General features: G+C 71.6%; 20 protein-coding genes. 12 read left to right on the plus strand and 8 right to left on the minus strand.

Going from position 1 to position 19578, the window contains the following annotated elements; genetic code table 11:
* Positions 1-88 precede the first annotated feature (88 nt).
* From ACFY1U_RS30495 to ACFY1U_RS30520, 6 genes are all read left to right on the plus strand, one after another.
* Complete coding sequence (locus tag ACFY1U_RS30495; protein WP_390697325.1) at positions 89-868, plus strand: winged-helix domain-containing protein; 780 nt, start codon at positions 89-91, stop codon at positions 866-868.
* Between the two features lie 97 nt (positions 869-965).
* Positions 966-1988 carry a LacI family DNA-binding transcriptional regulator gene (locus ACFY1U_RS30500; RefSeq protein ID WP_390697326.1) on the plus strand — a complete coding sequence of 341 codons (1023 nt, stop codon included), beginning with the start codon at positions 966-968 and terminating at the stop codon, positions 1986-1988.
* 164 nt (positions 1989-2152) lie between these two features.
* Entirely contained in the window at positions 2153-3199 is a 1047-nt protein-coding gene (locus ACFY1U_RS30505; protein ID WP_390697327.1) for a S1C family serine protease, read from the plus strand.
* Between the two features lie 29 nt (positions 3200-3228).
* Positions 3229-3429, plus strand: a complete 201-nt coding sequence (locus ACFY1U_RS30510; RefSeq protein WP_390697328.1) for a hypothetical protein — start codon at positions 3229-3231, stop codon at positions 3427-3429.
* A 79-nt stretch (positions 3430-3508) separates the two neighbouring features.
* Positions 3509-4246 (plus strand): response regulator transcription factor, encoded by a 738-nt coding sequence (locus tag ACFY1U_RS30515; protein WP_390697329.1) that lies wholly within the window; start codon positions 3509-3511, stop codon positions 4244-4246.
* A gap of 50 nt (positions 4247-4296) precedes the next feature.
* Positions 4297-5685 (plus strand): ATP-binding protein, encoded by a 1389-nt coding sequence (locus ACFY1U_RS30520; protein ID WP_390697408.1) that lies wholly within the window; start codon positions 4297-4299, stop codon positions 5683-5685.
* A gap of 9 nt (positions 5686-5694) precedes the next feature.
* Here the strand turns inward: ACFY1U_RS30520 and ACFY1U_RS30525 are convergent, their stop codons facing one another.
* Together ACFY1U_RS30525 and ACFY1U_RS30530 are read right to left on the minus strand one after the other, a co-directional pair.
* Positions 5695-5967: a hypothetical protein gene (locus ACFY1U_RS30525; protein ID WP_390697330.1), complete on the minus strand. Its 273-nt coding sequence runs from the start codon at positions 5965-5967 to the stop codon at positions 5695-5697.
* A gap of 17 nt (positions 5968-5984) precedes the next feature.
* On the minus strand, positions 5985-6635 hold the full coding sequence (locus tag ACFY1U_RS30530; RefSeq protein WP_390697331.1) for a hypothetical protein: 651 nt from the start codon (positions 6633-6635) through the stop codon (positions 5985-5987).
* 297 nt (positions 6636-6932) lie between these two features.
* Here ACFY1U_RS30530 and ACFY1U_RS30535 point away from each other — a divergent pair, with 297 nt between their 5' ends.
* The 3 genes from ACFY1U_RS30535 (at position 6933) to ACFY1U_RS30545 (ending at position 8818) form a co-directional block, all read left to right on the plus strand.
* Positions 6933-7094 carry a hypothetical protein gene (locus ACFY1U_RS30535; protein ID WP_390697412.1) on the plus strand — a complete coding sequence of 54 codons (162 nt, stop codon included), beginning with the start codon at positions 6933-6935 and terminating at the stop codon, positions 7092-7094.
* 150 nt (positions 7095-7244) lie between these two features.
* Positions 7245-8003, plus strand: coding sequence for a PH domain-containing protein (locus ACFY1U_RS30540; RefSeq protein ID WP_390697332.1), 759 nt, complete (start codon positions 7245-7247; stop codon positions 8001-8003).
* Positions 8004-8170: 167 nt separating this feature from the next.
* Entirely contained in the window at positions 8171-8818 is a 648-nt protein-coding gene (locus ACFY1U_RS30545) for a Uma2 family endonuclease (protein WP_390697333.1), read from the plus strand.
* 40 nt (positions 8819-8858) lie between these two features.
* Here ACFY1U_RS30545 and ACFY1U_RS30550 read toward each other — a convergent pair whose 3' ends face one another.
* Complete coding sequence (locus ACFY1U_RS30550; RefSeq protein ID WP_390697334.1) at positions 8859-10034, minus strand: DUF2993 domain-containing protein; 1176 nt, start codon at positions 10032-10034, stop codon at positions 8859-8861.
* Between the two features lie 182 nt (positions 10035-10216).
* On the opposite strand from ACFY1U_RS30550, the gene mshD reads away from it, so the two are divergent.
* Positions 10217-11143: a mycothiol synthase gene (mshD, locus tag ACFY1U_RS30555; RefSeq protein WP_390697335.1), complete on the plus strand. Its 927-nt coding sequence runs from the start codon at positions 10217-10219 to the stop codon at positions 11141-11143.
* Positions 11144-11238: 95 nt separating this feature from the next.
* Here the strand turns inward: mshD and ACFY1U_RS30560 are convergent, their stop codons facing one another.
* From ACFY1U_RS30560 to ACFY1U_RS30580, 5 genes are all read right to left on the minus strand, one after another.
* On the minus strand, positions 11239-11898 hold the full coding sequence (locus ACFY1U_RS30560) for an ABC transporter (protein ID WP_390697336.1): 660 nt from the start codon (positions 11896-11898) through the stop codon (positions 11239-11241).
* A gap of 16 nt (positions 11899-11914) precedes the next feature.
* A complete protein-coding gene (locus tag ACFY1U_RS30565) occupies positions 11915-13495 on the minus strand; it encodes an ABC transporter permease (protein ID WP_390697337.1) in 1581 nt (526 codons plus the stop codon).
* Positions 13492-14352 carry an ABC transporter ATP-binding protein gene (locus ACFY1U_RS30570; protein ID WP_390697338.1) on the minus strand — a complete coding sequence of 287 codons (861 nt, stop codon included), beginning with the start codon at positions 14350-14352 and terminating at the stop codon, positions 13492-13494. The genes ACFY1U_RS30565 and ACFY1U_RS30570 overlap by 4 nt, the downstream gene beginning before the upstream one ends.
* Positions 14349-15179: a zf-HC2 domain-containing protein gene (locus ACFY1U_RS30575; RefSeq protein WP_390697339.1), complete on the minus strand. Its 831-nt coding sequence runs from the start codon at positions 15177-15179 to the stop codon at positions 14349-14351. The genes ACFY1U_RS30570 and ACFY1U_RS30575 overlap by 4 nt, the downstream gene beginning before the upstream one ends.
* Before the next feature lie 118 nt (positions 15180-15297).
* Positions 15298-15837, minus strand: a complete 540-nt coding sequence (locus ACFY1U_RS30580) for an RNA polymerase sigma factor (protein ID WP_365833492.1) — start codon at positions 15835-15837, stop codon at positions 15298-15300.
* Positions 15838-16225: 388 nt separating this feature from the next.
* Here ACFY1U_RS30580 and ACFY1U_RS30585 point away from each other — a divergent pair, with 388 nt between their 5' ends.
* Both ACFY1U_RS30585 and ACFY1U_RS30590 read left to right on the plus strand, forming a co-directional pair.
* Positions 16226-18460: an RNA degradosome polyphosphate kinase gene (locus tag ACFY1U_RS30585; protein ID WP_390697340.1), complete on the plus strand. Its 2235-nt coding sequence runs from the start codon at positions 16226-16228 to the stop codon at positions 18458-18460.
* Positions 18441-19559: a CHAD domain-containing protein gene (locus ACFY1U_RS30590; protein ID WP_390697341.1), complete on the plus strand. Its 1119-nt coding sequence runs from the start codon at positions 18441-18443 to the stop codon at positions 19557-19559. The genes ACFY1U_RS30585 and ACFY1U_RS30590 overlap by 20 nt, the downstream gene beginning before the upstream one ends.
* Positions 19560-19578: the final 19 nt, after the last annotated feature.

The following is a 19578-nucleotide window of genomic DNA, read 5'->3' on the forward strand; positions in this document are numbered from 1 at the left end:
TGACCGCTGATATACGGGGCCTTTCGGGATCGCAGAGCAGGTGATGCACCACACACGTCCTCGCAGGGACCGAGGAGGAACCAGACGTATGAGTTCTCTGCTGCTCCTGACCAATGCCCTCCAGCCGTCGACGGAGGTGCTCCCCGCCCTCGGTCTGCTCCTGCACAACGTGCGAGTGGCTCCGGCGGAGGGCCCCGCCCTCGTCGACACCCCCGGTGCCGACGTCATCCTCATCGACGGCCGCCGTGATCTGCCCCAGGTCCGCAGCCTGTGCCAGCTGCTGCGCTCCACGGGCCCCGGCTGTCCGCTCGTCCTGGTCGTCACCGAGGGCGGCCTCGCGGCCGTCACCGCCGACTGGGGCATCGACGATGTGCTCCTCGACACCGCAGGACCGGCGGAGGTGGAGGCGCGACTGCGGCTGGCCATGGGCCGGCAGCAGATCGTCAACGACGACTCCCCCATGGAGATCCGCAACGGCGACCTGTCGGTCGACGAGGCGACGTACTCCGCGAAACTCAAGGGGCGGGTCCTCGACCTCACCTTCAAGGAGTTCGAGCTCCTCAAGTACCTCGCACAGCACCCGGGCCGCGTCTTCACGCGCGCGCAGCTGCTGCAGGAGGTCTGGGGCTACGACTACTTCGGCGGCACCCGCACGGTCGACGTCCACGTACGACGTCTGCGCGCCAAGCTCGGCCCCGAGCACGAGTCGCTGATCGGGACCGTCCGGAACGTCGGTTATCGATTCGTTACTCCCGAGAAGGCCGATCGCGTCTCCGACGAAGTCAAGGCCAAGGCAGAACGGGCAAAGCCGGAGGATGCGGACGAGACCGCCGCCCTGGACGCCGCCGAGGTGTCGGCCGAGGCATAGCCGACCGCCGGAAGGGGCATTGCTTCCGCACAGAAGGCGTGGGAGCAAGCTCCTTCTCGCCCTGCCCAGGGCCGGTATATCCGCGTAGACTCCGCGCGTGGCCAAGGTGACTCGGGATGATGTGGCGCGGCTGGCGGGAACTTCGACCGCCGTCGTCAGTTATGTCATCAACAACGGACCCCGGCCGGTCGCCCCGGCCACGCGCGAGCGTGTCCTCGCCGCCATCAAGGAGCTGGGGTACCGGCCGGACCGGGTCGCCCAGGCGATGGCGTCCCGCCGCACGGACCTCATAGGCCTGATCCTCCCGGACGCGCGCCAGCCGTACTTCGGCGAGATGGCGCACGCGGTCGAACAGGCCGCCTCCGAGCGCGGAAAGATGGTGCTCGTCGGCAACACCGACTACGTCAGCGAGCGCGAGGTCCACTATCTGCGTGCCTTCCTGGGCATGCGGGTCTCGGGGCTCATCCTCGTCTCGCACGCCCTCAACGACCAGGCCGCCGCGGAGATCGAGGCCTGGGACGCCCGGGTGGTCCTGCTGCACGAGCGGCCCGAGGCCATCGACGACGTCGCCGTCGTCACCGACGACCTGGGCGGCGCCGAGCTCGCCGTACGCCACCTCATCGAGCACGGCTACGAGTACGTCGCCTGCATGGGCGGCACCGCCGAGACCCCGGCGGTCGGCGACCCGGTCTCCGACCACGTCGAGGGCTGGCGGCGCGCGATGGGCGAAGCCGGGATCTCCACCGAGGGGCGGCTCTTCGAGGCGCCGTACAACCGCTACGACGCGTACGGCGTGGCTCTGGAGATCCTCTCCGGGCCGCAGCGGCCGCCCGCGATCTTCTGCTCCACCGACGACCAGGCGATCGGCGTGCTGCGGGCCGCCCGCGAGCTGCGGATCGATGTGCCGGGGGAGCTCGCGGTCGCCGGGTTCGACGACATCAAGGAGGCGGCCCTGGCCGACCCGCCCCTGACCACGATCGCCTCGGACCGCTCCGGGATGGCCCGGGCGGCCGTGGACCTCGTACTCGACGACGGGCTCAGGGTGGCGGGGGCGCGGCGGGAACGGCTCAAGCAGTTCCCGTCACGCCTGGTCGTGCGGACCTCCTGCGGATGCACATGAGGGCCGTGCCCCGGCACATGAAGGCCGTGCCTCGGTACATGAGGGTTGTCTGAAGGTCCCCGCCGCGCTGCGAGCTCCGCCTTTATATCGGGCAAACAAGGTTCTGCCGGGCTTCTCAGTCGGCACTCAGGAAGCTCTCATGGTCACGGTTCAAGCTCGTTGTCATGACCGAGAGCTTCCGCCGCAGCGGCGAGTACGAGAGCTATGACGGCTACGGGAACCCGCAGCAGGGCACCCCGCAGCACGCCTCCTCCCCTGTGAATCCCGAGTGGCCGCCCCCGCCGGCGCAGCCGCCGGTGCAGCAGGTCATGGCCGAGCCCCCCGCCCCGGCGCCGAGGAAGCGGGCCCGGGGCCCCCTGGCCCTGCTGGCGGCCGTTGCGATCGTCGCCGCGGCGATCGGCGGCGGCACCGCGTACGCCTTCCAGGAGCTGACCGGCAACGACACCGTCGCCACCAGCAGCACGAGCACCAATGTGGTGCCGGCCGCCAAGAAGGGCGACGTCGCCACCATCGCCGCGGCCGTCAGCCCGAGCGTGGTCGAGATCAGCGCCACCCTGGACAACGGCTCGTCGACCGGCTCCGGCGTGATCATCACCAGTAGCGGCGAGATCGTCACCAACAACCACGTCATCTCCGGTGCCTCGTCGATCAAGGTGACGACCAGCAACGGCAAGACCTACACCGCGAAGGTCGTCGGCACCGACAGCAAGAAGGACCTCGCCCTGATCAAGCTGGAGGGCGCGTCCGGCCTCAAGCCGGCCACCCTCGGCAACTCCTCCGGCGTCCAGGTCGGCGACACGGTCGTGGCGATCGGCTCCCCCGAGGGCCTGAGCGGCACGGTCACCAGCGGCATCGTCTCGGCCCTGAACCGTGACGTCACCGTCTCCACCGACGAGGGCCAGGGGCAGGGCGGCGGTGACGGCCGGTGGCCGTTCTCCTTCGGCGGCCAGCAGTTCAACGGCGACACGGGATCCTCGACGACCACGTACAAGGCGATCCAGACCGACGCGTCCCTCAACCCGGGCAACTCCGGCGGCGCTCTGATCGACGCCGCGGGCGACATCATCGGCATCAACTCCGCGATGTACTCGGCCAGTTCGCAGTCGTCCTCGGGCTCCTCGGACGCCGGCAGCGTCGGCCTCGGCTTCGCCATCCCGATCAACACCGTCAAGTCCGACCTGGCCAACCTCCGGTCCGGTTCCACCAACTGATCCCGCACCTCACCAGCAGGGAGTACGCCATGATCAAGCAGATCTCGCACACCGTCGCCGGCACCGATCCGGCCGGCCTCGCCCAGGCCCTCGCGGTGGCGCACGAACTCCACGCACCGACGACCCGGGCGCCGGAGGTGGCCCCGCAGCTGATGGGCCTGCACACCACGGCCGCCCGCCCGCACCGCCGCAAGGTGCCGCTGAACAGGCTCGCGGCGATGCGCGGCTGATATGCGAGGCTGAAGGCGTTGAGCACCTGCCTGCTGCCTCCCCCCTGTCGTCCCACCGCACCCGAGGAATCCGAAGCCCATGAGCCCCGCCGAAGGCGACCGTGACCCGCAGCGCATCCTGATCGTCGACGACGAGCCGGCCGTGCGCGAAGCACTCCAGCGCAGCCTCGCCTTCGAGGGCTACGAGACGGAGGTCGCGGTGGACGGCGCCGACGCCCTGGAGAAGGCGACGGCGTACCAGCCCGACCTGGTCGTCCTCGACATCCAGATGCCGCGCATGGACGGTCTGACCGCGGCCCGCCGTATGCGGGGGGCGGGCACGACGACGCCGATCCTGATGCTGACGGCACGCGACACGGTCGGCGACCGGGTGACGGGCCTCGACGCCGGCGCCGACGACTACCTGGTCAAGCCCTTCGAGCTGGACGAGCTGTTCGCACGCGTCCGTGCCCTGCTGCGGCGCAGCTCGTACGCCGCCGCGGCGGCCGCCGGGGCCCTCCACGAGGACGAGGCGCTGACCTTCGCGGACCTGCGGATGGATCTGGCGACGCGGGAGGTGACGCGGGGCGGGCGCCCGGTGGAGCTGACCCGCACGGAGTTCACCCTCCTGGAGATGTTCATGGCACACCCGCGCCAGGTGCTGACCAGGGAGCAGATCCTGAAGGCGGTCTGGGGCTTCGACTTCGAGCCGTCCTCGAACTCCCTGGACGTGTACGTCATGTACCTGCGCCGCAAGACGGAGGCGGGCGGCGAGCCGCGCCTCGTGCACACCGTGCGGGGCGTGGGGTATGTGCTGCGGCAGGGCGGCGCGGAGTGAGGAAGGTGCTGCGCCGCTTCCAGACGCTGCCGATCCGCTCACGGCTGGCGATGCTGGTGGCTGCGGCGGTGGCTTTTGCGGTGGCGGCGGTTTCGGTGACGTGTTGGTTCATCGTGCAGGGGAAGCTGTATGAGCAGGTGGACAACGATCTGCAGAGGGGCATGCGGGGGCCCGATCAGCTCCAGGCCCAGGCCGTCCTCAACGAGTGCTCCAAGACCCCGCAGGGCAACGGCTTCTACCGGGGCAACTACACCCAGCTGGTCACGGAGACCGGAAAGGTCTGCGTCTTCGGCGACTCCAAGGGCACGATCAGGGTCACGCAGGCCGACAAGAACGAGATCAAGGCAGGGGACGTCAGCCGGGTCTACTTCCGCGACGGCACTGACGGGAACGGCAACCCGGTGCGCGTGATGACACGGTTCCTGAGCCCCACCACCACTGCCACCGGGGAGGCCGGCCCCAACGTCGGAATAGCGGTCGCCGTACCCCTGAAGAGCACCCAGAACACCCTCAACGACCTCGCCCTGATCCTCCTCCTCGTCTCCGGCGTCGGAGTGCTCGGCGCAGGAGCCGCCGGTCTCGCGGTCGCCCGCGCAGGTCTCCGTCCCGTGGACAAGCTCACCGAGGCCGTCGAACACGTCGCCCGTACCGAGGACCTGGGCATCCGCATCCCGGTCGAGGACGACGCCGAGGACGAGGTGGCCCGGCTGTCCCGTTCCTTCAACTCGATGACCGCGTCCCTGGCCAGCTCCCGCGACCTGCAGCAGCAGCTCATCGCCGACGCCGGCCACGAACTGCGCACCCCCCTCACCTCCCTCCGCACCAACATCGAACTCCTCACCCGCAGCGAGGAGACCGGCCGTCCCCTCCCCCCGGCCGACCGCAAGGCGCTCCTCGACTCCGTGAAGGCGCAGATGACCGAACTGGCCGCGCTGATCGGCGACTTGCAGGAGCTGTCGCGGTCGGAGGGGCAGCGGGGCGAGCGCGTTCAGGTGGTCTCGCTGGAGGACATCGTGGAGGCGGCGCTGCGCCGGGCACGGCTGCGCGGGCCGGAGCTGACGATCACGGCGGACCTGCATCCCTGGTACGTACGGGCGGAGCCCTCAGCCCTGGAGCGGGCGATCGTCAACATCCTCGACAACGCGGTGAAGTTCAGCCCCGAGGGCGGCACCATCGAGGTGGAGCTCGGCAGCGGCATCCTGACGGTCCGCGACCACGGCCCCGGCATCCCCGCCGAGGAACTCCCCTACGTCTTCGACCGCTTCTGGCGCTCCCCCAGCGCACGCGCCCTGCCCGGATCGGGCCTGGGTCTGTCGATAGTCGCGCGGACGGTGGAGCAGGCGGGCGGCGAAGTCACCCTGGCCCGAGCGGAGGGCGGCGGCGCGATCGCGACGGTACGGCTGCCGGGGGCGCCGATGCCGCCGCCGGAGGGGCCGTAGCCCTACCGCTCAGCGTCGGCCGCGCCTGTCCGTACCCCGGTCGCGGGCGTCCTCGATCGTGGTGCGGCGCAGCTGCGAGATGAGGGGCTTGATGTCGTCGACGTGGGCGCCGGCCTTCAGCTCCTCGTAGATCCGGCCGGCGATCTCCTTCTGAGGCCAGGTCTGGCCTGCCACCAACTCCTCGCCCAGCTCGGCAAGTTGGGCCGCGCGTCGCTGGGCGGCCGGGTCGTCCTGGCCTTGGCGGTCTCCGTGACCGTAGGCGTCGTACGAAGGCATGGTCATTCTCCGGTTCCTTCCGCTCAGTTCTGCCCGGTCTGCCTGCGCTTCTTGGCTCGGCGTGCGGCACCGAAGTCGCGGAACGGGTTGGTGGTCAGGTCGACCGCGGTTTTGCGCGGATCGACCGAGTGGTGCCAGTTGAAGTGCACGACCCAGGCCAGGATCAGCAGCCGGTCCACGCGCGGGTCGCGGACGGTGACCTCGTATTCCGCCCGGATGCCTGCGCTCCGGGCGAAGTCGAAGCCCTCGGACTGCGGTCCGGAGAAGCGCACTTTTGCGGAGAGGAGGGCGTCGAGGCTCTCGTGGCCGAGGAAGTTGTCGATGACCGGGGCGCGGCGCAGCCTGGTGTTGCCTTTCCACTTCCCGGTCAGTTCCCCGAGGTCCTGCTGCACCAGGATCCACTCACGGTCCTCCCAAGGCCCGGTGCGCACCTTGCCGATCTGCGTGCGGTCGGCCGCGAATGCCATCCCCGTCGAGAGGACGAAGCCCAGGATCTCGTCCGGGCGTTCCGGTGCGTACACCCGGTATTCGGGTAGGGAGTGGTGCGGGGAATCCTTGTGCATCAGGAGCACCGGCGTGCGCTGCCCGGCTGCCCGTACCTCCCAGGTGGTGTGCGTCCGGCTGTAGTCGGCCGAGACCGTGAACTCCTGAAGGGACTGGAGCAACTGGTTCATTGGATTCCTTCGTCAGGTTCCCTGGCAAATATTGGGGGCTTGGGCAGGGAGCAGGAGTCCGGCAATTTCTCCGCCCGGGGTGACGACGCATCGCCCGTCCTGTCCATCGCCCGCACGGAACGGAGTCCCTCCAAGGCGGGTCTTCGAAGTTGAGCGGTGTATCGACCCCGATGACGCCTGCCAGGAGGAGATGCCACCTGCCCAGGAGTGTGACACCTCGCGGCAATCTGTCACACTTGCGCGACCCGTCGGCCGGTCCCGTCACAGCGATGCACCGCTCAACCTCGAAGACCCCCCATGGCTCACCACCGCCGGAGCAAAACCGCCCTCGCCATCGCCGTCCCTCTCATCCTCGCGGCCACCGGAGCCGTCGGCCACGGTCTGCTCCCCGGCACCCAGCCCAAAGCCTCCGCCGCCACGCGGGCTCGGGTGCCGCGAGCAGCGACCGGCCTCACCTGACCGACGCCCAGGCCACGGACCAGGAGGTCGCGGGCTGGCTGGGCGGCTGGACACCTTCCTCGTCCTGACGACTTCCTGACGCCGCCCCCGTCCCGACGCCCACAGCCCCCGCCCTACGATCACCTCGGACACGGAGGCCGGGGAGGGCGTATGGGCGGGAACGGGGACACAGGCGGGATCGAGCGGGTGTACCGACGACGGCGCAGGCCGCCGTTGATGCACCTCGGTCTGATGGGGCTGCTCGCCGTGAACGCCTTCTTCCAGTCCAGCCGCTTGTTCGGCGATCCGTACGGCCACCGCGACGGACCGTCCGGCTGGCCGCCGTTGGTGTTCGGGCTGCTCGTGGTGACGGCCTTCGCCCGGGTCGCCCTGGAACAACTGCGGGCGCACACCCGCGTCACGGCCGCGGGCATCACCGTCCAGGGTCGGCTGCGCTCGCGCTCCTGGGCCTGGCAGGACGTGTACGACATCCGGGTCGAGCGGGCCCCGCGCGGTACGAACGGGATGGGTCCCCAGTGGCTCACCTACCTCTACGACGTCGAGGGCCGCCGGCGCCTGCTGTGGCATCTCGACGACTGGCAGCTGGCCGACCCGTACGCCGAGGTCTCGGACCTGTGCCTGTCGGCCGCGCCGTACCGCAGTCTGGCCTGGGAGCCGCGCCCCCAGGTCGAGGCGCTGATCCTGCGCGGGGCGGCTCGGCGCAAGGCGTGGACGTGGGCCCTCTACGGTGCGCTCGGGGTGCTGGCCGTCATGTTCGTGGTCGACTTCTTGGAGATCACCGACGGACGGCCGGACCACCCGTTCCTGCTGCTCGCCTGCGTACCGCTGGCCTCCTTCGCCGTCCTGGGCGCCGTACTCGACCGGTACTGGACCAGCCGTCCGCCGGGCTCCCTCGCTCAGCAGCCGTAGCTCACGCACATCCGGCTGCCGGCCCCGGTCCGGCTGTTCGCCTTCCGATCGCCCGATCGAGTGATCCCACGACAACGCCCCAGGTCATCCCCATAGCCGTCGTTACGGTGATCGCGTTGCTTGTGCCGCAGGCACACCCAGCCCACACTTGAGGAGGAGGTGTCACCTTGACCGCTCTCGCGCACGAGAGGCCCGAGACCATGTCCCACGCTCCCGCTGAATCCCTGAACGGACCCGACCTGGACGAGGTCCTATGGCAGGCCTGGAAGGCCATGGAACTCCCCGAGGGCTACTGCGCCGAGATCATCGAGGGAGCCATCGAGGTGTCGCCCACCGGACGTCTGACCCACGCCCAGATCACGAACCGCCTGCGGCGGGCACTGGATAAATTCCTGGACGGCGGCGAGCACGCGTGCCACCAGGACACCAATGTCATCCACAAGCGCAAGGGGTGGATCCCAGACGCATTGGTCGCTCCAGAAGACCTGGAGCCGCACGCCGACGAGGAAGGGTTGGGGGTGAAAGCCTCCGCTGTCCACCTCATCGTCGAAGTCGTCTCCCCGGGCAAGCGCAACCAGGACCGCGACCGCATCCGAAAGCGCCGCGAGTACGCCCGCGCCGGGATCCCCGTCTACGTCATCATCGACGACTACGACAGCCACGGCACCGTCACCGTTCTCACCGAGCCCGAGCCCGACAAGGCCGACTGGGTGGGAGTCCACCGCGTCCCCTACGGCACCGAGATCACCATCCCCGAAGGCCCCGCCAAGGGCTTCGTGATCGGCGAGGCGATCACCGGCCCCAAGCGGGGGTGAACCGGGCGGCGGCCAGGTCTACCGCCTGAGGAACATCGTTTTAACGACCGACGGCGAGGCCCGAGCCCTCGAGCCGCACCCTGATCCCGTCCTTCTCCACCCGTACGTCCCGCAGCCGCAGCTCGCCGCGGTGCGGTGTGGGCAGGTGGAAGCCCAAGGACAGGCGGTCGGCCAGGACCGGGCGGGTGAGCCGGGGCAGGGCGTCCAGGAGCGACGGGTCGAGGCCGAGGCGCTTGAGGAGGGCCGGGTGCCGCAGGGCCAGGTCGATGAGGTTGAGCCGCATGGCCTGGTGGATGAAGCGCGGTGAGCCGGTCACGCGCGCCAGTTCGGCGTCGGAGCGCAGGGCCGCGCGTACGGCGGAGTCGGGTACGCCGAGCCGGCGTACCACCGCCGGGACCGCGAACAGCGCCTTCGCCTTCTTCGTCTCGTGCGCGAGGCGTGCGGCGGAGCGGCGGGTCAGATGCAGGCCCTCGGAGGCCCGGGTGCCGGGCCGGTAGGTGGCCAGGTCCCCGATGTCCAGGCGCATTCCGCCGATCTGGGTGGCGATGCCGTGCTCGCCGTCCCGGCCGATACGGGCGTCGGCCCGCAGCCTCAGGTCGTGCCCGGCCACCGGGAGCGTGCCGCGCGCCAGCACCCGGTCGTGGCCGTGTCCGGTGAACGTCACCTGGGACGCGCCGAGTTCGCGGTTCAGGTCGTCGAAGGAGAGCAGTACGTCGCCGTCGAGCCGGGGAATTGCCGCGCCCCGTACGGAGGTTGGTCCGTCGGGCGCGTTCAGCCGTACGTCGTGCGCCGTCGCCGTCACCCTGGCCAGCGTGACCCGGTCGGCGGCGACGTCCGGCACGGTGACCTTCACCGACTGCAGCCTGTCGTCGGCGAGTTGGGTCAGGAAGGGGAAGCCGTCGATGTCCACTTCGGGCGCCGCGCTCAGGTGCATCCGGGCCTTGAGCTCGTCCGCCGCCCGGCGCTCGGCGTACAGAAGCGCCCAGCGGTCGGCGAGGGTGAGGAAGGCGGCGAGGACGACGACGCCCACCACCGCCTTCAGCGCGAGCGGGAGGCCCGCGAAGCGGTTTCGCCTGCGGCGGCCGCCGCGGCGGTGGTTGGGCGGAGCCCAGGGCTCGTCCTGCTCTTCCTCGGTTTCGCTCGCGACAAAGGCACCCTCGGAAAAGTCGTTGATGTTTGTACCAGGATGCGTCGTTATGTGGTGGGGGGCACGCATCGATCCATCCGATCATGCGAACGCCCCCCACCCGCAAGCGGTACCTCAGGTATGCGATCCAGCTCACGATCGTCCCGACCAGGCCGCCCGTGCCCAGCCGCCCCGCTGTGGGACTCGCTCGCCCAGGTACGCGACCCCCTCACCCCCTCACTTTGCGCCTTCCTCCGCTTACCCTCGTACGCATGACCAGCGACGACACCGCCCGGCCCGGCCGGACCCGCTCCATCGAGACCTACTCCGCGCTCTCGCCGGCGCAGACCGAGGCCGTGCTCTCCCTGCTCGCGGCGGCCGCCCAGGACGACGGCCAGCAGGCGGTGTCCGAACAGGGACGGCTGCAACTGCGCGGCGGCGAGCGGGAGGGCGTGTCCCATCTGCTGCTCAGCGTCGGCGACGAGCTCCTGGGGTACGCGCAGCTGGAGGACACCGACCCGGTGGAGGCACCGGCCGCCGAACTGGTCGTGCACCCCGCGCACCGCGGGCACGGGCACGGGCGGGCGCTCGGCTCGGCGCTGCTCGCGGCCTCCGGCAAGCGGCTGCGGGTGTGGGCGCACGGCGGGCACTCCGCGGCCCGGCATCTCGCGCAGGTCCTGGGGCTCACGCTCTTCCGCGAACTGCGGCAGATGCGGCGGCCGTTGGCGGACCTGAACCTGCCCGAGCCGGTGCTGCCGGCGGGTGTGACCGTCCGTACCTTCGTCCCCGGCGAGGACGACGCCGCCTGGCTCGCGGTGAACGCCGCCGCGTTCGCCCACCACCCGGAGCAGGGCTCCCTCACCCAGCGCGACCTCGACGACCGCAAGGCCGAGCCGTGGTTCGACCCCGCGGGCTTCTTCCTCGCCTTCCGCGGCGGCGAACTCATCGGCTTCCACTGGACGAAGGTCCATGCGGCCGACCGGCTGGGTGAGGTGTACGTCCTCGGCGTGCGGCCGGGGGCGCAGGGCGGAGGGCTGGGCAAGGCCCTGACGACGATCGGGCTGCGGCATCTCGAGGCGCAGGGGCTGCCGACCGCGATGCTGTACGTCGACGGGGACAACAAGGCGGCGGTGTCGGTGTACGAGCGGCTTGGTTTCACCACGTACGAGACGGACCTGATGTACCGCACCGAGACGTGAGCCTCCGGCGGGCGAGCGGTGTGTTGTGCGGGCACGTGGGGTGCGCGTCCCTGGGGGCTACGCCCCCAGACCCCCATCGGCCTGCGGCCTCGTCCTCAAACGCCGGACGGGCTGGAAGTGCCTGACCGGCGGCCGAAGCACAGCGCCCGCCTCGGCTCGGGCTGACACATCCCCCAAGCCACCACCCCGACCCCCAGCAGCACCCCCCACCGCTCATGCGCAGCCCCCCAGCGGGGATCGCCGGTCGCGGCGAGCAGGGTCCAGCGGGCCGGGATCAGCAGGGCCCCCAGGGCCGCCGTGGTCAGGACGGCGGCCGCCACCGACGGGCCCGGCTGCGGCTCGTCCGTGAGGCGTACCGCGGTGGCCGCCGCGGCCAGGGCGAGTGCGGCGGTTGCGCCGGCCTCCAGGGTGACGGCGCCGACCGGGGGACGCACGGCGTGCGGTACGAGGGCCAGGGCGGCGGTCCACCACAGGACCGCCACCGGCGCGACCAGCGCCACCCGCAGGCCCGTGCGCACCCAACGCGGGGTGGTGACGGGTGTCGTGAGGTGCCGGGCCGGGTCGTCCAGCAGGAACGTCAGGCCCAGCGCGAAGGCCAGGGCTGCGGCCCGCAGCACGGTGAGGGCGAGCCAGGGTTCGGGCGGGCCGTCGGACAGCCGTGGCAGAGCCACGACCAGCAGCCCCACGGCCGCGCCCGCCCCGAGCGCCCGCCACGGCACCGTACGCGCCACGGCCGCCACCAGCGCCCCGCTCACCGGCACGCTCCTGCGGTCACTTCCCACACTCGTCCGCCCCCTTCGGCACCTCGGTCCCCAGCACCCGTGCCACCTCGGCCGTTTTCACCCCGGGGGCCGTCAGCTGCGCCCAGTGGGACTTGACGGCGGACGTCACCTCGGCACGCGGACGGGAGAGCAACTCCCGTACGACATCGGTCTGTCCGGCCGACATCGACAACGGGCTGGTCGGCGTCAGCGCGATCGCCGGGCCGCTCAGGCTGTCGTCGAGCCGGACGTTCTTCAGGTCGGCGACCGGGTCCGCGTCGCGGCCCAGGGCCAGCCACATCACCGTGACCACGCGGCCGTCGCAGAGCTGGCTGCCCTTCTTCTCGTCGCCGCCGACCAGCACGGAGGCGACGGCGACCGCGAACTCCGGGACCCGGTTGCCGCCCCAGCGCGTGCCGACCGTCACCTGGCCGGGTGTGGTGGACGGTGCGATCGCCGCGTCGCCGTCGAGGCCGTAGCGGGCGTCGATCCGCTGCCGTACGAGCAGGGGCCGGCTCGCGGCCGTACCACCGGCAAGGGCCTGGACCCGGTCGACCACTCCGGCCCAGGTGCCCGTGCGGGCGCTCCACTCGCCGAAGGCGCAGTACTGCGAGACGCCGTGCCGTACGCACGACTGCTCCTTCTCCGGGGAGACCGAGGCGCGTTCCCGGGCCGTCGCGAGTTCCGGGGACACCCCGCCGGACTGTCCGACAGCACCGGTCACCGCAAGCGCAATAGCCCCCGCGAGGCCCAGCGCCCCATAGGGGCGCGGGGAACTGCGCGACCAGCCACGACGGCCCCGCAGACGATCAACGGCGTCCCGCGGAGCGCAAAGCACCGCGGCCAGAGCCGCCACCAGCACCAACCCGCCCAGGTACAGCGCATGCCACCCCGCAGGCCGACCGACCAGGTCGGACGGCAACGTCGAGTTGCTGTTCTCACTCACCACCGGCGACAGCCAGCGGCTCCACTGCGCCCCCGACGTCCCCGTCGCGACGAACATCAGGAACGTGAAGAGACCGAGCACCGTGAGCGGCGCGGCGAACACGGACGGGATCAGCCGGGCGATCAGCAGACCGACGGCTCCGCACAGCAGCACGTACAGGGGAGCGACGGCCAGTTCGGCCACCGACCCGTGCCCCACCGCGCCCGGCCGCAGTGCCTGCCAGGTGAACTGGGCCAGCACGACCAGCGCGGTGACGACGCCGAACGGCACCAGGGACAGGGCGTGCCCTGCCGTGCGCCGCCACGGCTCCATGACCAGCACGTCGAAGTGGCGGTCGGTCCCGCGCCGGCGGGAGCGCAGCGCGGCCCGGTTGACGGCGATGAACAGGACGATGCCGAGCAGCGTGGGCGTGGTCTGGGTCGCGCGGTCGACGTCCTGGAGCGCCGGGTAGGCGTCCATGCCGTCCGGTGGAAAGAGCAGCTTCCAGCCGGTGTAGCCCACGTAGACGAGGAGGGTCACCGCCACCGGGAGCTGCAGGACCAGCTCGCGTGCCTCGAAGCGGGCGAGGGCGAACACGGCCGCCCAGCTGCGGCGCTGTTCGCCGTGGACGACGGGCGGGGCCGTCGCCTCCATGACCGTGGTCATGCCGCCACCTCCGCGCCCGCGCCGTCCAGGGTGAGCAAGTAGCCGTCCTCCAGGGTGGGTTCGAGCAGGTCGGCGCCGTCGGGCGGGCTGCCGATGTTGCGGAAGGAGCCGGTGCCGGTGCGCCAGCCCGCCTTCGCGCCGGGGTCGCGTTCCGTGCTGCTCCACACCCGTCCGGCCGCCCGTGCGGTCAGCTCGGCGGGGGTGCCGTCGAAGCGGATGCTGCCGCCCGCCATCACCAGCACCCGGTGGCAGAGCATCGCCACGTCCTCGGTCTGGTGGGTGGAGAGGAGAACGGTGCGCCCCTCCCCTGCCTGTGCGATCAACTCCCGGAACCGCATGCGCTGTTCGGGGTCGAGCCCGACAGTCGGCTCATCCAGGACGAGGAACCCCGGGTCGCCGACCAGCGCGGCGGCCAGCGCCACCCGCTGCCGCATTCCGCCGGACAGCTTCTTGATGCGCTTGGCGCGTACGTCGGCGAGATCGACCTCGTCCAGCACGCGCCGCACCTCCCGGTGCCGGGCGCCCCGGTCGGTGATCTCCTTGAGGATCGCCACGTAGTCGACGAACTCGAAGGCCGTGAAATCCGGGTGGAAGCCGGGCGTCTGGGGCAGATAGCCGAGCCTGCGCCGCACCTCCTGCCGGCCGGCCGCCGTCGCCGGGTCGTGCCCGAGCACGGTGAAGGCGCCCCGGTCCGCGGGCACGGCGGTGGCCAGCACCCTGAGCAGGGTGGTCTTTCCGGCCCCGTTGGGACCGAGCAGCCCGGTGACGCCCGAGGTGAGCCGCAGCGACACCTCGTCGAGGGCCTGGGTCCGGCCGAAGCGGAGGCTGAGCCCTGCGGCGGAAACGGTCGGTGTCATACGGCATCCCCCTGGAAGCGGTCGAAACGGTCACGTACAAGGACGAGCAGCCCGCCGGTGAGCGCGGCGACCGCCGCCGCCACCCCCTGGCCGGCCGCGGTGAACGGGACGGGCGTGGCGCCCGCGTCATAGGCGTGGGCCGCCAGCAGCACCGCCACCCACACCCCGCCGACCAGCGACGGCGCCAGCACCGGGCCGAGCCGGGCGGTGAGGACCAGCCCGGTCGAGGTCAGGGCCAGCGCGGGCAGCAGCCAGGCGAGAGCGCCCAGCCCGTACCCGGGCAGCGCGAGGGTGGCCAGGCCGCTGAGGCCGAGCACGGCGGTGAGCACGGCGACCGTCCGCACCATCAGCAGCTTGAACCCGTGCATCGGCGCGACCACCGCCATCTCGTACGTCGGGTCCAGCGCGGGCCCGTACGACAGCGCGACCCCGCCGAGGGGCAGCAGCGGCGCGAGGGCGAGGAAGAGCGTGGGCGAGGCGGCCGCCGTGCCGGTGCGGGCCGCCACCACGCTCATCACCAGCACCGCGACGACCGCACCGAGCCACGAACGGCGCAGCACGGGCGTGGCCGCGAGCAGCCGCGCGGTGTGGTCGGCGACTCCCAGCCGCATCAGCAGCCCCTCCAGCACCCCCGGCCGGGGCGCGTCGAGCTCGGCGTCCAGCCGCTCCCAGCCGACGTCGACCCGCTCCGGGTCACCGACCTCGGCGAGCACGCCCCGGCACCGCGCGCACGCGACCAGATGGGTGTCGGCGGACCACAGCGCGGGCGGCGCCAACTCTCCCCGGGCGTAGGCCCGCAGGTCTTCGGCATCCACATGCCAGGTCATGCCACCACCTCCTGCACCGGCCCACGGCCCGGCAGCCCCCGGTCGCCCATCTGCCTGCCCCTTCCGCCGCCCCCACGCCCGGGCGCGGCCCTGCACACCCGATCGCACACCCGCCCGCTCATGTCAGTGCCTCCCGCAGTTGCTTACGGGCCCGCATCGCCCGTGTCTTGACCGTCCCCGGCGGTATCCCGAGCAGCACGGCCGCCTCCCGGGTGGTCAGGCCGTCGATGACGGTGGCCTGGAGCACCGCGCGCAGCTCCGGCGAGAGCCGGACCAGGGCGCCCGCGAGGTCCCCGTGCTCCACCCCCGCGAGCACGCGTTCCTCCGCGGACGCCTCGTCCCGGTGCCGCAGCCTGGCCAGCGCCTGCCTGAGCCGCCCCCGGGCCCCGTCGCCCCGCAGCGCGTCGATCAGCCGCCGCGAGCCGATCCGCCACAGCCAGCCGGCGACGTCGCCGTCCTCCCGGTAGCGGGCCTTGCCCCGCCAGATCGCGAGGAACGTCTCCTGTACGACGTCGTCGACCACGCCCGCGTCGGCGCACCGGCCGCGCAGCCGGGCGGTCAGCCACGGCGCGTACCGCCGGTACAGCTCCTCGAAGGCGCGCCGGTCCCCGTCCGCGGCGGCCCGCAGCAGCTCACCGTCGCTTCTCGTTTCGCTCACGTCCCCTCATCGGACCGGTCCCGCGGATCGGTTCACTCCAACCGTGTGAGGCATCCGATGCGGGTACGTCCTTCCCTGGCGGGATGGACGTACGTATCCTCGGGGCGGCTCCCAGCAGTCTGTTACGAGGGTCCCGCCGGCGTAGACGCCCCGGAGCCGCCCCCAGATATCCCGCACGCCATGTCGCCGTAACCAACGGTTCAGACAGGCTTGCGACGCTCGGCCAATGACGCCCTCCGTGCCACAGCCTTCGCCGCCCCCCGAGGGGCCCGCGGGGGACGGGGACGCCCTCCGCTCCGGCCCTGATTCCGTAAGCGCTCTCCCGAATGCGCTCCCGCCCGCGCTTTCCGACGCGCCCGTATCGCTGGGAACGCGGAAGAATGGGTTCATGAGTCAGCCAGAAACCGCCCAGGCACAGGTCCAGCACGCGCAGCCCTCCGTGGGCTCCATAGCCGCGCACCGCCCGCACACGGTGGCCGCCGCGGTCTCCGACCTGGAACCCGACATCGACGCGGATCTCGATGCCTACGAGGAGTCGCCGTACGACGGCCCTCAGTTGCCGCAGGGCCGTTTCCTCGACCGGGAGCGCAGCTGGCTGGCGTTCAACGAGAGGGTCCTGGAGCTGGCCGAGGACCCGAACACGCCCCTGCTGGAGCGCGCCAACTTCCTCGCGATCTTCGCCAGCAACCTGGACGAGTTCTTCATGGTCCGGGTGGCCGGTCTGAAGCGCCGTATCGCGACGGGTGTCGCCACCCGATCCGCCTCCGGCCTGCAGCCCCGCGAAGTCCTGGAGATGATCTGGGCCCGCTCCCGCGAGCTCATGGCCCGGCACGCCGCCTGCTACCACGAGGACGTCGCCCCCGCCCTCGCGGAGGAGGGCATCCACCTGGTCCGCTGGAGCGAGCTCACGGAGAAGGAGCAGGCCCGCCTGTTCACCCTCTTCCGCCACCAGATCTTCCCGGTGCTCACCCCCCTCGCGGTCGACCCCGCGCACCCCTTCCCGTACATCTCGGGCCTCTCCCTGAACCTGGCCGTGGTCGTACGCAACCCGGTCACCGGCCACAGGCACTTCGCCCGCGTGAAGGTCCCGCCGCTGCTGTCCCGCTTCCTGGAGAGCTCCCCCGGCCGCTACGTCCCCATAGAGGACGTCATCGCCGCCCACCTGGAGGAGCTGTTCCCGGGCATGGAGGTCCTGGAGCACCACGCCTTCCGGCTGACCAGGAACGAGGACCTGGAGGTCGAGGAGGACGACGCCGAGAACCTGCTCCAGGCCCTGGAGAAGGAGCTCATGCGGCGCCGTTTCGGGCCGCCGGTGCGTCTGGAGGTCGAGGAGTCCATCGACCGCGAGGTCCTGGACCTGCTGGTCCGCGAGCTGAAGATCAGCGAGGCCGAGGTGTACCCGCTGCCGGGTCCCCTGGACCTCACGGGCCTCTTCCGTGTCGCCGGCCTCGACCGCCCCGAGCTGAAGTACCGGAAGTTCGTCGCCGGCGTCCACCGCGACCTCGCGGAGGTCGAGTCTGCGTCCGCGCCCGACATATTCGCCGCGCTGCGCAGCCGGGACGTGCTGCTGCACCACCCGTACGACTCCTTCTCCACGTCGGTGCAGGCGTTCCTGGAGCAGGCGGCCGAGGACGAGGACGTCCTCGCGATCAAGCAGACCCTGTACCGGACCTCCGGCGACTCCCCCATAGTCAACGCGCTCATCGACGCCGCCGAGGCCGGCAAGCAGGTCCTCGTCCTGGTCGAGATCAAGGCCCGCTTCGACGAGCACGCCAACATCAAGTGGGCGCGCAAGCTGGAGGAGGCCGGCTGCCACGTCGTCTACGGCCTGGTCGGTCTGAAGACCCACTGCAAGCTGTCCCTGGTGGTCCGCCAGGAGGGCGACACGCTACGGCGTTACAGCCATGTCGGCACCGGCAACTACCACCCGAAGACCGCGCGGCTGTACGAGGACCTCGGCCTGCTGACGGCCGACCCGCAGGTCGGCGCCGACCTCTCCGACCTCTTCAACCGGCTGTCCGGCTACTCGCGCCGCGAGACGTACCGCCGTCTGCTCGTCGCCCCCAAGTCCCTGCGCGACGGACTGATCGCGCGGATCAACAAGGAGGCCCAGCACCACCGTGCGGGCCGTCCGGCCTTCATCCGCATCAAGGTCAACTCGATGGTCGACGAGGCCCTCATCGACGCGCTCTACCGGGCGTCCCAGGCCGGCGTGCCGGTCGACGTGTGGGTCCGCGGCATCTGCGCGATCCGCCCCGGCGTCACGGGCCTGTCGGAGAACATCCGGGTCCGCTCCATCCTCGGCCGCTTCCTCGAACACTCCCGGGTCTTCGCCTTCGGCAACGGCGGCGAGCCCGAGGTGTGGATCGGCAGCGCCGACATGATGCACCGCAACCTCGACCGCCGTATCGAGGCCCTGGTCAGGGTTACCGACCCGGCCCACCGCGCCGCCCTGAACCGGCTGTTGGAGACCGGCATGTCCGACACCACCGCCTCCTGGCACCTCGGCCCGGACGGCGAGTGGACGCGGCATGCCACCGACGCGGACGGCGGGCCCCTGCGAAACATCCAGGAGATGCTCATAGACGCCCGGAGGCGCCGGCGTGGCACAGCAACACCTTGACCCTACGGACCCCACAGGCGAGGCCCTCGCGGGCTACCTGAGGGCCCAGGCCACGGAGTTCCTCCGCGCCCTGCGGCTGCACCGGGAAACCGGCGGTGCGACCGGCAACGGCACGGAGGACCCCGCCGACGCGGCCCTCGCCCTGCGCCGCTCGGTCCGCCGCATCAGCGCCAGCCTGCACACCTTCCGCCCTCTCCTGGAGCCGGAATGGTCGGAGTCCCTCCAGCCCGAACTGGCCTGGCTCTCCGGCACCTTGACCATGGAACACGCGTACGCGGCACGGCAGGAACGGCTGTTGCTGGCGCTGCACAGGTTGTCGGGGGCCACGGTTTTCCCGGCGCAGTCTGCAGTGGCGGCCACGTCTTCGACCATCGGCGCCGTGGTGGGCAGTCGTTCCGCCGGGGCGGAGCCCGTCCCACTGAAAACGGCACAAGGCACCGCCGGCCCCCCCACCCCCGCGCCCACAACGGACCGCGGCAACCTCACAGTTGGCGCAGCAAAAGCAGGCGCCCTGCTCGAACGCCAGCTGACACTCGCCCGCACCCGGGCCCACAGCACAGCCCTCCAGGCACTGGGCTCCTCCCGCTTCCACGCCGTAGCAGACAAAATCGCCGTACTGGCCAGCGAAGTCCCCCTGACCCCCGCCGCCCCCACCACCCCCCTCCACCCGCTGGCCGCCGCGGCCGAGGACCGCCTGACGGACGCCGTCACCGCCCTCCCCCTGGTCACCGCGGGCAGCCCCTACAACGCGGAGGCCCTCATCCACGGCCTCTCCCCGGACCCGTCCCCGCACCCCCAGGACGCCCCCTGGCACCAGGTCCGCCTGCTGCTGCGCCTGCACCGCTACGCCCGCGAGGCCCTCCACGGCACCGGCGGCCCGACCGACCTGCGCCTGCTGACCGCGGGCCAGGCCCTGGACCGGCACCGCGACGCCTCGGAGGCGGCGGCGGCCGCGGCCTCCGCGGCCCGCACCCCCCGCATCGCCCCGGCGACGGCGTACGCACTCGGGGTGCTCCACGCGGACCAGCGGCACGAAGTGGAGGCGGCCCGCTTCGCCTTCCAGCAGTCCTGGCAGAAACAGGCGCTGCGCACGCCCTGAGCCGGCCACCCCGGCGCCC

The sequence above is a fragment of the Streptomyces sp. NPDC001351 genome (genome assembly GCF_042896045.1).
Lineage (GTDB): Bacteria > Actinomycetota > Actinomycetes > Streptomycetales > Streptomycetaceae > Streptomyces.